General features: G+C 62.7%; 14 protein-coding genes. 10 read left to right on the top strand and 4 right to left on the bottom strand.

Annotation, left to right across the window (positions count from 1 at the left end; genetic code table 11):
* Positions 1 to 70: 70 nt before the first annotated feature.
* Positions 71 to 1,288 carry a proteasome-activating nucleotidase Pan1 gene (gene pan1 / locus ACK3R5_RS03870; protein WP_411965740.1) on the top strand — a complete coding sequence of 406 codons (1,218 nt, stop codon included), beginning with the start codon at positions 71 to 73 and terminating at the stop codon, positions 1,286 to 1,288.
* Positions 1,289 to 1,351: 63 nt separating this feature from the next.
* Here the strand turns inward: pan1 and ACK3R5_RS03865 are convergent, their stop codons facing one another.
* Positions 1,352 to 1,486 carry a hypothetical protein gene (locus ACK3R5_RS03865; RefSeq protein WP_411965739.1) on the bottom strand — a complete coding sequence of 45 codons (135 nt, stop codon included), beginning with the start codon at positions 1,484 to 1,486 and terminating at the stop codon, positions 1,352 to 1,354.
* Between the two features lie 140 nt (positions 1,487 to 1,626).
* Between ACK3R5_RS03865 and nth the strand changes: the two genes are divergently transcribed.
* Positions 1,627 to 2,310 (top strand): endonuclease III, encoded by a 684-nt coding sequence (gene nth, locus ACK3R5_RS03860; protein ID WP_411968122.1) that lies wholly within the window; start codon positions 1,627 to 1,629, stop codon positions 2,308 to 2,310.
* Positions 2,311 to 2,344: 34 nt separating this feature from the next.
* Here the strand turns inward: nth and ACK3R5_RS03855 are convergent, their stop codons facing one another.
* Positions 2,345 to 2,827, bottom strand: a complete 483-nt coding sequence (locus tag ACK3R5_RS03855) for a hypothetical protein (protein ID WP_411965737.1) — start codon at positions 2,825 to 2,827, stop codon at positions 2,345 to 2,347.
* 180 nt (positions 2,828 to 3,007) lie between these two features.
* Here ACK3R5_RS03855 and ACK3R5_RS03850 point away from each other — a divergent pair, with 180 nt between their 5' ends.
* The 8 genes from ACK3R5_RS03850 (at position 3,008) to ACK3R5_RS03815 (ending at position 7,816) form a co-directional block, all read left to right on the top strand.
* Positions 3,008 to 3,838 (top strand): DUF2304 domain-containing protein, encoded by an 831-nt coding sequence (locus tag ACK3R5_RS03850; RefSeq protein WP_411965736.1) that lies wholly within the window; start codon positions 3,008 to 3,010, stop codon positions 3,836 to 3,838.
* An 87-nt stretch (positions 3,839 to 3,925) separates the two neighbouring features.
* On the top strand, positions 3,926 to 4,579 hold the full coding sequence (locus ACK3R5_RS03845) for a halocyanin domain-containing protein (RefSeq protein ID WP_411965735.1): 654 nt from the start codon (positions 3,926 to 3,928) through the stop codon (positions 4,577 to 4,579).
* Entirely contained in the window at positions 4,579 to 4,965 is a 387-nt protein-coding gene (locus ACK3R5_RS03840; RefSeq protein WP_151139249.1) for a hypothetical protein, read from the top strand. Before ACK3R5_RS03845 ends, ACK3R5_RS03840 begins: the two co-directional genes overlap by 1 nt.
* A 3-nt stretch (positions 4,966 to 4,968) precedes the next feature.
* The gene (locus ACK3R5_RS03835; RefSeq protein WP_411965734.1) at positions 4,969 to 5,763 is read left to right on the top strand and encodes a cytochrome b; all 795 of its coding nucleotides are present in this window, start codon (positions 4,969 to 4,971) and stop codon (positions 5,761 to 5,763) included.
* Between the two features lie 10 nt (positions 5,764 to 5,773).
* Positions 5,774 to 6,538 carry a cytochrome bc complex cytochrome b subunit gene (locus ACK3R5_RS03830; protein ID WP_411965733.1) on the top strand — a complete coding sequence of 255 codons (765 nt, stop codon included), beginning with the start codon at positions 5,774 to 5,776 and terminating at the stop codon, positions 6,536 to 6,538.
* Positions 6,539 to 6,578: 40 nt separating this feature from the next.
* Positions 6,579 to 6,968, top strand: coding sequence for a hypothetical protein (locus tag ACK3R5_RS03825; RefSeq protein WP_411968121.1), 390 nt, complete (start codon positions 6,579 to 6,581; stop codon positions 6,966 to 6,968).
* Positions 6,961 to 7,242 (top strand): hypothetical protein, encoded by a 282-nt coding sequence (locus ACK3R5_RS03820; protein ID WP_411965731.1) that lies wholly within the window; start codon positions 6,961 to 6,963, stop codon positions 7,240 to 7,242. The genes ACK3R5_RS03825 and ACK3R5_RS03820 overlap by 8 nt, the downstream gene beginning before the upstream one ends.
* 133 nt (positions 7,243 to 7,375) lie before the next feature.
* Positions 7,376 to 7,816: a hypothetical protein gene (locus ACK3R5_RS03815; RefSeq protein WP_411965730.1), complete on the top strand. Its 441-nt coding sequence runs from the start codon at positions 7,376 to 7,378 to the stop codon at positions 7,814 to 7,816.
* A 213-nt stretch (positions 7,817 to 8,029) separates the two neighbouring features.
* Here the strand turns inward: ACK3R5_RS03815 and ACK3R5_RS03810 are convergent, their stop codons facing one another.
* Together ACK3R5_RS03810 and ACK3R5_RS03805 are read right to left on the bottom strand one after the other, a co-directional pair.
* Complete coding sequence (locus ACK3R5_RS03810) at positions 8,030 to 8,761, bottom strand: ATP-NAD kinase (RefSeq protein ID WP_411965729.1); 732 nt, start codon at positions 8,759 to 8,761, stop codon at positions 8,030 to 8,032.
* Between the two features lie 152 nt (positions 8,762 to 8,913).
* Positions 8,914 to 10,221 (bottom strand): M28 family peptidase, encoded by a 1,308-nt coding sequence (locus ACK3R5_RS03805; RefSeq protein ID WP_411968120.1) that lies wholly within the window; start codon positions 10,219 to 10,221, stop codon positions 8,914 to 8,916.
* Positions 10,222 to 10,307: the final 86 nt, after the last annotated feature.

Below are 10,307 nucleotides of genomic sequence, written 5' to 3'. Positions count from 1 at the left end.
AGACGGCTCAGATGTGGCGAATCCCTCACACACCCGAAGCCTCTTATGAGCCTGCGCCCTATCCCGCCTGATGACCGACACTGTGGACGACGTCGACCTACCGTACGATAAGGACTCGGCGTCGCAGCAGGAGAAGATCACCGCCCTTCAGGAGCGGCTCGAAGTTCTCGAAACGCAAAACGAGGAGATGCGCGACAAGCTCCTCGACGCCAACGCAGAGAACAACAAGTATCAGCAGAAGCTAGAGCGTCTCACTCACGAGAACAAGAAGCTCAAGCAGTCGCCGCTTTTCGTTGCGACGGTGCAGGAAATCACCGACGAGGGGGTCATCATCAAGCAGCATGGTAACAACCAAGAGGCCCTCACCGAGGTGACAGACGAGATGCGCGAGGAGTTAGAACCCGACGCGCGCGTCGCCGTGAACAACTCGCTTTCTATCGTCAAGCGACTCGACAAAGAGACCGACGTCCGGGCTCGTGTCATGCAAGTCGAGCACAGCCCTGACGTGACGTACGAGGATATCGGCGGACTCGAAGAACAGATGCAAGAGGTCCGTGAGACGGTCGAAATGCCGCTCGACCGTCCGGAGATGTTCGAGAAGGTGGGTATCGACCCGCCGTCCGGCGTCCTCCTCTACGGCCCGCCGGGCACCGGGAAGACGATGCTCGCGAAGGCCGTCGCCAACCAGACGAACGCTTCGTTCATCAAGATGGCCGGGTCCGAACTGGTGCACAAGTTCATCGGTGAGGGCGCGAAGCTCGTCCGTGACCTCTTCGAGGTCGCCCGCGAGAACGAACCCGCCGTCATCTTCATCGACGAAATCGACGCCATCGCGTCGAAGCGGACGGACTCGAAGACGTCCGGTGACGCCGAGGTCCAGCGGACGATGATGCAACTCCTCGCGGAGATGGACGGCTTCGACGAACGCGGAAACATCCGCATCATCGCGGCTACCAACCGCTTCGACATGCTCGACCCCGCGATTCTTCGCCCCGGCCGGTTCGACCGCCTCATCGAGGTGCCCAAGCCGAACGAGGACGGCCGCGAAATCATCTTCAAGATTCACACCCGCAAGATGAACGTCTCCGACGACGTCGACTTCGTCGAACTGGCGGAACTCGTCGAAAACGCGTCCGGTGCCGACATCAAGGCAATCTGTACGGAGGCGGGGATGTTCGCCATCCGCGACGACCGCACGGAAATCTTCATGCAGGACTTCGTCGACGCCTGGGAGAAGATTCAGCAAGAAGCAGAAGACACCGCAGACGTCTCGCGCGCGTTCGCCTGACCGGCGTTCCACTCGCGAGCGTTCAGACGACTTTTATTTTCGTACCCCTGTGCCCCCGAGTGATTACGCCGCGAACGCGAGGTACGGGAGGACGAACAGCACGACGAACATCACACCGAGGATAATCCCGTATCCGGCGAACGTCGCCGCCGCAGTCAACCACGATTCACGCCGTCCGGGGAGTTCGAACGCAGACATACGCTCTCGGTCACAGTCGTCGCTGATAAATTGTTGGCCTCTTCGAAGAGTCGTCCTCGCATCGACGCCCACCGACGCGCACGTCCGGACGAGTCACCGCAACCCGAACGACTGAAACCGACTGGGTCGCACGCACAGATATGGGCACGCCACTCGACACTCGGACGGCACAGGCACAGGAAGTACTGGACCGTCTCTACGAGGAGTATCCCGACACCACCATCTCGCTTTCCTACTCGAATCGCCTCGAACTCCTCATCGCCGTCATGCTCTCTGCGCAGTGTACCGACGAACGCGTCAACAAGGTTACCGCCGAGTTGTTCGCGAAGTACGACTCCGCCGAAGACTACGCCGCCGCCGACCAGGAGGAACTGGCCGAGGACATCAACTCCATCACCTACTACAACAACAAGGCGAAGTACATCCGAAGCGCGTGCGCGGACATTATCGAAAAACACGACGGCGAGGTGCCCGACACCATGTCCGAACTGACCGACCTGGCGGGCGTGGGTCGCAAGACGGCCAACGTCGTCCTCCAGCACGGCCACGACATCGTCGAAGGAATCGTCGTCGACACACACGTCCAGCGCCTCTCGCGCCGACTCGGCCTGACCGAAGAGGAGTATCCCGAGAAGATAGAAGACGACCTGATGCCGGTCGTTCCTGAAACCGATTGGCAGCAGTTCACCCACCTGTTCATCAGTCACGGCCGCGCCGTCTGCGACGCCCGCAACCCCGACTGTGACGCGTGCGTGCTCGAAGATATCTGTCCGTCCTCGAAAGTCGACCACGACGTCGACCTCGCCAGCGGCGACGAGTGGTGAACAGGCCGGCTAGACCACGTGCACTGCCGGAGCGTTAGACCAGCAGATACCCCGTGACGTATCGATAGAGTCCGAGAATCCACGCCATGAACCAGAAGACGACGTAACCGAAGACGCCGACGCGGAGTCGTCCCCGCCACGCACCCATGTTCTCGTGCAAGTCGTCGAGTGAGACGTCAGGGTCTGGGTTGTGGTAGAGGTCAGCCTCCCACTTCGCCTGAAAGATGCGGACGATGCCGGTGAACGCGAACACGAGCATCGCGTACGCTTGCAGACCGAGGATGGCGTGCAGCGCGCTCAACCCGTTCAACTGCTGGAGTAGTCGCGGCATCATCCACGTGACGACCGGAACCGTGTTCAAGACGAGGCCGGGAAAGATGACCTTGAGGTGGAAGACGAGCACTTCCCACGACACCGTCTCGGCGTCTATCATTATCCACGCTCCGTAGAGATAGAACGGTAGACTGGCCGTGACAGTGACCGCGGCGAGTGTCGCTATGGTCGTCTCGTCTGCCATCGCCCGGCGTTGGGACGCAGTCGGGGTAAAGGGTCCGATGACGTGGTGGACGTTCGAGCGCTAGACCACCACTGGTCGACACGAAACACCACGATATCACGGGGGAGAGGCGGCCACAGTGGGCCACGTGGACCGAACTGGGTCGCAACACGTTTACCGCCCAAGGTCCTACTCCCGCCGATGGCAGATTCGTCTTCCGCACCGGCCGACGACGGCGCGTCGCCGGACGCGGGTACCGACGACGCGGTGTCCGAGGACGAACTCGAAGCCCTCCGCCGGCAAGTCGAAGAGAAGTACGACTTCGACGACTTCGGCCCGGCGGACATGGCGAAGATGAGCGTCGACGAGTGGGAAGCAGCGTTCGACCCGGACTCGTGGATTGTCGGTGAAGAACTCTTAGACCGGGTCGAAGAGGAGCTTCGCTACCGCGTCGCGATTCGCGAAGTGTTCGCCGTCCTCGAACGCGTCACCGATGGCGGCGAACCCCGTATTCTCGCGTACTCAGACGAAGGCTACGCAGTCGTCTACCCCGACGGAAGCGTCGAAGGCGAGGGGACCGTCCTCCGGGACGTGAAACCCACCGTCGCGCTCTGTTCGATGGACGACTTCGAGGTGAACCAAGCACCCGCGAACGTCCGTCTCCCCGGTCCAGAGGAGGTTGCACAGGGAACCGGTGACTTCGGCAACCGGATGCTGCAAGTCGTCGCGTTCGGCCAGTTACTCGGTGGCCTCGCGCTCATCGGTGCGTGGGTTATCTTCCCGGACGTGCAGTCTATCATCGCGCCCGTCGTCGGTGCCGGGTTCATCCTCATCGGTCTCTTCCTCTTTATCACCGTCGCGAACGCTCGCCTCTCGGACCGCTTCCGCTCCGAGGAGTACCGCGAGAGACTCCGCGCTATCGGCGTCGAAGACGGCGAGCGACCCGCGTTCGTGCCGTCGTTCGACGACGACGCTGACGTGGAGGCGCTGGTCGAAGGGCCAGACGGAGAACCCCTCAGTTCTGAGGGGTGACGCTGGCTCCCGGGACACCGCGCTAATCCCCTTCCGCGACGCCATAGTCGGTGGGTTTAAGCAACACCCAGCCTGACGAACGACCGTATGAAAAGGCGGGAGTTTCTCCGAACGGCCGGCGGTGCCACAGCCGCCGCGACCGCTGCCGCCGGGACCGCTGCTGCGCAGGAAGAAGGCGGCGGTGGAGCGCAGGTTCAACCTGACTTCGGCGGTTGGCTCGACGGCATCGACGGAGGCTACGAAGACCTCCGCGGCCAGAGCGAAGTGACAGTCGAAGTCGGTGCCTCCGGAAACGGTGGTGCTCTTGCGTTCGCCCCGGCAGGCATCTGGGTCGACCCCGGTACGACCGTAACGTGGGAATGGACTGGCGAAGGCGGTGGACACAACGTCGCGATGGAAGAAGGACCAGCAGGTCTCGACTCCGGTGCCCCTGTCGCTGAAGCCGGCACGACCTACGAGTACACCTTCGAAGAGGGTGACGCAGGTATCTCGAAATACTTCTGTGCGCCCCACAAGGCACTCGGGATGCACGGTGCAGTCGCCGTCGGTGGCGACGTCGCGACCATCGAAGTCGGTGGTGGCGGCGGTGAGAAGGAACTCGAGGAACTCGGTGTTCCGATTCAGGCTCACTGGGTCGGGTCGGCGACCATCCTCGGTATCATCGTCTCCATCATCTACACGTTCTTCATCTTGAAGTACGGCGAGTCCCCCAATACGGGTAACACTGGAGGTGGCGAATAATGTCCTCGACCGGAAGCACATACGGCGATATTCACCGATACGAACCGGCACGCGAGAGTACTGCGGCGGCCATCGCAATCGTCCTCTTGACGATTATCGAGGTCGTGTTCGTCTTCCTCTTCACCTACGGATTCGTCTCCGGGTGGGGGCTGACGGACACGGGTAACATGTTCCTCGGTGGCATCCTCGCCGTCATCTTCGTGGACCTCGCGTTCATCCTCGCACTGTACCGCAAGGAGTTCCTCCCCGACGTCATGATCGTCAAGAAACGGCGTCGCAAGTGGGAAGACCTCTACGTCCGCGAGGAGGACGTCGACGGTGTCACGCTCGGTGACGGCGCGTGGGACCAGGTCAAGCGCGCGGTGTACCCCTACTACAAGCGATAAACCATGAGTCTCGAACGCAAAGACGACCACGACCACAAAGCCTGGATGAAGAAGAAGGACCTCACACCCATCGAGGCCACCTTCCTCACGACCCTCATCTGGCTGGATAAGCGACTCCGTATCGTCGACTATCTCGAGCTTCTGGAGACGCTCTACTACCGAGTCAACCTCCAGATGCCGAAGAGCCACACCGAGCAATACAACCTCGACAACAAGTTCTGGTACTGGTACCCCCTGTACACCCTCGGCTTGTTCTCGACGCTCGCATACGTCGTCGCCGCGATTAGTGGTGCCCTCCTCGGGTTCTACTACTCCCCGGCGACGACTGGCGACCCGACGACGGCGTACAACAGTATCGAGTTCATCATGCGCGACCTGCAGTTCGGCTTCATGCTGCGCTCCATCCACCGCTGGTCGGCACAGGTGATGGTCGCGGCAGTGTTCCTGCACATGCTCCGTGTCTACTTCACGGGGTCGTACAAGGAACCCCGCGAGCTGAACTGGCTTCTCGGCATCGTCCTGATCAGCCTGACGATGGTGTTCGGGTACACGGGCTATCTGCTCCCGTGGGACCAGCTCGCCTTCTGGGCCGGTCAGATTGGCGTCGAGATGTCGCTGTCCGTCCCGCTCGCCGGTGAGTGGGTGGCACAGCTCCTGTTCGGCGGGTTCACGCTGAGTCAGGCGACGCTCCAGCGCATGTACATCCTTCACGTGTTCCTGCTCCCGTTCGTCGTGACGACACTCATCGCGATTCACATCGGCATCGTGTGGGTGCAGGGCATCGCGGAGCCGCACTGAGGTGACAAACATGAGCGACAACGAATCCGACAACAAGGAGATTCGCACCGACGGCACGGGCATCGTTGCCCCGGACGACGAGACGCCCACGTGGAGCGAGCGCAAGGCTCGCAAGACGGGGCTCTCCCGGCTCACCTACGAGTACTTCGAGCGTGCACGTCGTGAAGACCAGGACCTTCGCACGGAGTCCGACTACGTCGAACGCGACGTACTGGCGTTCCCGACGTGGCCCCACGAGACGGTTCGGAACCTCTCTATCGCGTCGTTTTTCGTCGGGATGATTCTGTTCCTCTCGGCGACGATGCCACCACACATCGGGCCGCCTGCGAACCCGTCGAGTACGCCGGCGATTATCCTGCCCGACTGGTACCTCTACTGGTCGTTCGGCCTGCTCAAACTCAACCCGCTGAACCCCGAACTCGCCATCCTCGGCGGGCAGAAGATTATGGCCGACCGGACCTACGGCGTCCTCGCCAACGGTGTCGTCGTCGGCGCAATCGCCATCGTCCCCTTCCTCAACAAGGGGTCGGCGCGGCGTCCAGTCGAGCAACCGTTCTGGGCGGCAGTGGGTGTCTTCGGCGTGGTGTTCGCGCTGACCATCTCGCTGCTGGCAGTCAAGAACCTCATGCCCATGAACGTCGACTTGCTGTTCGACCTGACGTTCCTGCTCCCAATCGTCTTCGGCACCGTCACCTACGCGGTGCTCAAGACGATGCGCGAGGGGTACATGTACAACCTCAACCGCCGCTACTACCGGCTTCGTCCGCCGAAGTAGAGCGGAACCACTACCAACCGTCCCTTCGTAGAGAGACCCAATGACAGATAGCGACGCGACTACCGGGACCAGTGACGCCGGCGAGTCGGGGCGCAAACGACGCGGCCGCCGCGACATCGTCGTCCCCATGCGACTCTACAAGACGATTACCGTCTTCTCGACGCTCATCGCCGTCGTCAGTGTCGTCCTTGGGTTCGTCTTTCTCGACGCGGCGACGCTGCAGGTGAGCGCGCTGCGAGCACTCATCACGGGTGCGTTCGCGTTCGTCGGCGTCGGCGTCGCCGATGGACTCCTGAGTACCGTACTGGCCATCCTCGGCTTGAGCATCATCGCGTTCGGTGCCGTCGTGTACACACTCGGGACGAGGTTCCGCGCCCAAGGAATGGGAAAGTCTCAAGAGGACTCCGGTGAAGGTTCGAACAATGGCTGACGAATTCATCAAGGGGCTCGGTATCCTCACCGGCGCTGGTCTCGCGTGGATGGTGCTCGCGTCCTGGTACCGCACGAGCAGTTTCGAGAGCACGAAGCAGCTCATCGAACCCCTGTCGTCGGGTGCGACCGAAGGCATCTTCAACATCATCGGCGTCACTCTGATGGACGCCTTCCTCTGGTTCGCCATTCTGGGCGCACTCACGTTCTGGGTGCTCATCCCGGCGGGCCATCAGGTGATGTCCGCACTCGAAGAGCGGCGTAACGCACAGTAAGACTCGGACGCGTTCTCGCTTCGCCTCGCGCAGGATTTAGTATATAAAGCCCGTAGTATAGCGGCGGTCGGACCCCATACCGAACCGCGTCAGATTGGAAAAACTCTAATGAGTATCCCTCTGACAGTCCTGTATGCAACCACTCCAGTTCCTCGTCCCACTCGACCAGTTGGCGGCGGTCGAACCCATCGTGCCCATCGCGATACTCGTGATGGTGCTCGCGAACTTCGCGACGCGCTTTATGGCACACCGTTCGCACGTCCAGCAGGCCGAAGATGGTGCCGACGAACTCTCGCGCTACCTGCCGCACAGCATCACCTCCGGTGGACTGGTCCTGCTGTCGTTCCTCTACCTCGTCATCGAACCCCACGGTGGGATGGTCATGAGCGTCCTCGTCGTCGGGATGTTCCTCACCGACTTCTTCGAGTTCGAAGCGCGTAACGTCGAAGCGCGCAACGACCGCAAACTCGACCGACCGAACGGTGCGCTCACCGCCTCCGTCGTCGTGTTCCTGTACGCGGCCTACCAGGCGCTCTTCTTCCTCATCGCGGACGTCTGGAACCTCGTCGTCTGAGGCGTCCTCGACGCGCCCGTTCTGCGACCCACCTCGAACCGGGGCAGTTCCGCTCCGGGGGACGCGAGTGTTCGTACAGAGCCACAGCGCCGGAGTCACAGCGCCGAAGCCACAGCGCCGACACGAGCGACGCGTTCGGAGACGGACGCACGAAGACCGGTCGCTCGGGGGCGAGCAGTCTGCGTCAAAACGAGTCTGTGCCGTGTGGTCGCCTCACTGCGAGAGGAACGTCGCCGTTCCGCCGACGGTGACGTACACGGGGGCCGAGGGCACGACTTCGCGGACGACGTCGTCGTCGACGACGAGTGAGACGGGTGTGTCGTCACGTTCGACCGAGAGTCGAAGCGGTGGTTGGAACACCCACGTGTCGGTCTGCGTCGCGTACGGCGAGACGGGGACGACGGAGACGCCGGCGTTCGGGCCGACGACTGCGCCACCCGCCGCGCGGGCGTATCCCGTGCTCCCGAGTGGCGTGGCGACGACGACGCCGTCCGCTCGGAACTCGTCGGCCGTCACCCAGTCGTCGTCTGCGGACTGGTCGACACGAGTGTCCGTCGGCACGTCCGAGCGATAGTGGGCGACGCCGTACTCCGAGATATGTGCCGGTTCGCTCGTCACGAGCATCGTATCGAAGAGTGCGTCGCCAGCGTGTTCGCCACCGACGAAGACAGAGAGAATCGGTTGGTCGACCACGCGACGGTCACCCGCGAGCATCGACGAGAGTGTGTCGGTGAGTTCACGTCGCGGAACCGACCACGGCATCCCGCAGTCCACCGGGACGACCGGTCGGTCGAGCGTCGAATCGAGTGCCACCTCGGTGACCGACGACTCACCGACGGCGACGACGGCATCGGCGGACGCCGCCTCGTCGGCCGAGACGACGCTGCCGCCCGCCTCGCGAATCGCGGTGCCGAGCGACTCGTCACCGACGACTGTGAATCTCATCGTCGTCCTCCTCCGACGGGGCACCAGAGCATGGTGCGGTGCTACGCTTCCCCGAATAAAAGCCCTCGTGGTTCGACGCCACCACGGGAGAGACTGACGATGCCGCCCGAGCGTGGGCGGGTTTCAGGACGGTCAGACGACGGTGGCCTCTCTCAGAACGGCCAGTCGCCGGTGACTTTCATCCCTTTGGCCTGGTCTTCCGCTTCGAGTGCCGCCGCGATGTCGTCCGGGTCGGCGTGGGGAATCTCACGGTCGGACCGCGCGAGTTCGACGGTGAGTTCGGTCAACAGGATTGCTTGTTCTCGGAGCGTCCTCGATTCGAGTTTCTCGATGGTGTCGGCGTGGGTGTGCCCCCATCCACGGCCCCGTCCTTTTCGTTCACTGCCGACCATGAACGCCGGGACGCCGTGGGCGACGAACGGCCAGTGGTCGCTGTGGGGGAGTTGCTCGGGAATGGTCGAGATATCGTGGTCGAACCGGTCGGAGACGGCCTTTGCCGTGGCTTCGAGTTCCTCGAATCCGTGGGTGTGGAGTTTGAGCGTCCGTCCGGCGACGACGCCGTCGTTGTTGACGATGGCCTTCACGTTCGCGCGGTCCGCGCCCAGTCGTTCCGCTTCGTGTTCGGACCCGACGAGGCCGACTTCCTCCGCGCCGAAGCAGACGAATCGCACGCGGGTCTCCAGTTCGTCTTCGCGGGCGGCGAGTGCACGCGCGACTTCGACGACCATCGCTGTCCCCGCGCCGTTGTCCATCGCACCCTCGGCGATGTCGTGGGCGTCGAGGTGACTCGTCACCAGCACTTCGTCGTCGGTGTCGGGGCCGAGTTCGGCGTGGACGTTGCCACTGCTCGCGGTGGGCGTCTCACACGTCACGTCGATAGTGACCTCCTCGCCGTCGAATCGGCGGGTGAGACGGGCACCGACCTCTTTGCTCACGCCCACGGCGGGGATATCGCCAATCGGTGCCTCGGCGGTGCCGACACTGCCCGTCGGTGGGAGTTGCCCGGGGACGTGGTTGGCGAAGATGAACCCCGAGGCGTTCGACTGAACCGCGTAGTAGTACTTCTCGCGGCGGTGAATGAAGCGGTCGAAGTGGTCGGGAACCGTCGACGAGACGACGACCACCTTCCCCGAGAGGTCACGGTCGAAGTCCTCGGGGAGTCCGTATCCGAGGTCAACGAGTTCGCCGGTGGCCTGTCCAGCGGGACTCCGCGGGAGCGCGATACACTCCTGTTCAGTGTTGTGGGCGACGATGGTGCTGTCGCCGCGTTCCCAGCCCTGAATGTCGAAAGGGTCGACGTGGGCGTCTCGCGCACCGACCGCGTCGAGTGCGTCGCGCGTCACCTCCATCGCTTCGCGTTCGCCGGGCGACCCGGCCATTCGGTTTCCGATATCGACGAGTCGCTCCAGATGCGTCCATCCAACGTCGCTCGTGAACGTGTCGCCAATCCACTGCGTCATACCGAGAGGTCACGCGGTTCGAGGGTAACGATTCCGGTAGGCGTGTCCGTCGAAGAGACACTCGAATACGAGTGAATCGACGGTCA

This window comes from Haloferax sp. YSSS75, assembly GCF_046764215.1.
Taxonomy (GTDB): Archaea; Halobacteriota; Halobacteria; order Halobacteriales; family Haloferacaceae; genus Haloferax.
Note: the sequence above shows the minus strand (reverse complement) of the source record. Positions and strands in the feature narration are given on the sequence as shown.

What these genes read in the sequence shown, in the direction of transcription:
- ACK3R5_RS03840 (WP_151139249.1), top strand. Translation starts at nt 4,579, where the DNA reads ATGTCCTCGACCGGAAGCACATACGGCGATATTCACCGATACGAACCG.
- ACK3R5_RS03855 (WP_411965737.1), bottom strand. Translation starts at nt 2,827, where the DNA reads ATGGCAGACGAGACGACCATAGCGACACTCGCCGCGGTCACTGTCACG.
- ACK3R5_RS03825 (WP_411968121.1), top strand. Translation starts at nt 6,579, where the DNA reads ATGACAGATAGCGACGCGACTACCGGGACCAGTGACGCCGGCGAGTCG.
- ACK3R5_RS03865 (WP_411965739.1), bottom strand. Translation starts at nt 1,486, where the DNA reads ATGTCTGCGTTCGAACTCCCCGGACGGCGTGAATCGTGGTTGACTGCG.
- ACK3R5_RS03835 (WP_411965734.1), top strand. Translation starts at nt 4,969, where the DNA reads ATGAGTCTCGAACGCAAAGACGACCACGACCACAAAGCCTGGATGAAG.
- nth (WP_411968122.1), top strand. Translation starts at nt 1,627, where the DNA reads ATGGGCACGCCACTCGACACTCGGACGGCACAGGCACAGGAAGTACTG.
- ACK3R5_RS03820 (WP_411965731.1), top strand. Translation starts at nt 6,961, where the DNA reads ATGGCTGACGAATTCATCAAGGGGCTCGGTATCCTCACCGGCGCTGGT.
- ACK3R5_RS03850 (WP_411965736.1), top strand. Translation starts at nt 3,008, where the DNA reads ATGGCAGATTCGTCTTCCGCACCGGCCGACGACGGCGCGTCGCCGGAC.
- ACK3R5_RS03845 (WP_411965735.1), top strand. Translation starts at nt 3,926, where the DNA reads ATGAAAAGGCGGGAGTTTCTCCGAACGGCCGGCGGTGCCACAGCCGCC.
- pan1 (WP_411965740.1), top strand. Translation starts at nt 71, where the DNA reads ATGACCGACACTGTGGACGACGTCGACCTACCGTACGATAAGGACTCG.
- ACK3R5_RS03810 (WP_411965729.1), bottom strand. Translation starts at nt 8,761, where the DNA reads ATGAGATTCACAGTCGTCGGTGACGAGTCGCTCGGCACCGCGATTCGC.
- ACK3R5_RS03815 (WP_411965730.1), top strand. Translation starts at nt 7,376, where the DNA reads ATGCAACCACTCCAGTTCCTCGTCCCACTCGACCAGTTGGCGGCGGTC.
- ACK3R5_RS03805 (WP_411968120.1), bottom strand. Translation starts at nt 10,221, where the DNA reads ATGACGCAGTGGATTGGCGACACGTTCACGAGCGACGTTGGATGGACG.
- ACK3R5_RS03830 (WP_411965733.1), top strand. Translation starts at nt 5,774, where the DNA reads ATGAGCGACAACGAATCCGACAACAAGGAGATTCGCACCGACGGCACG.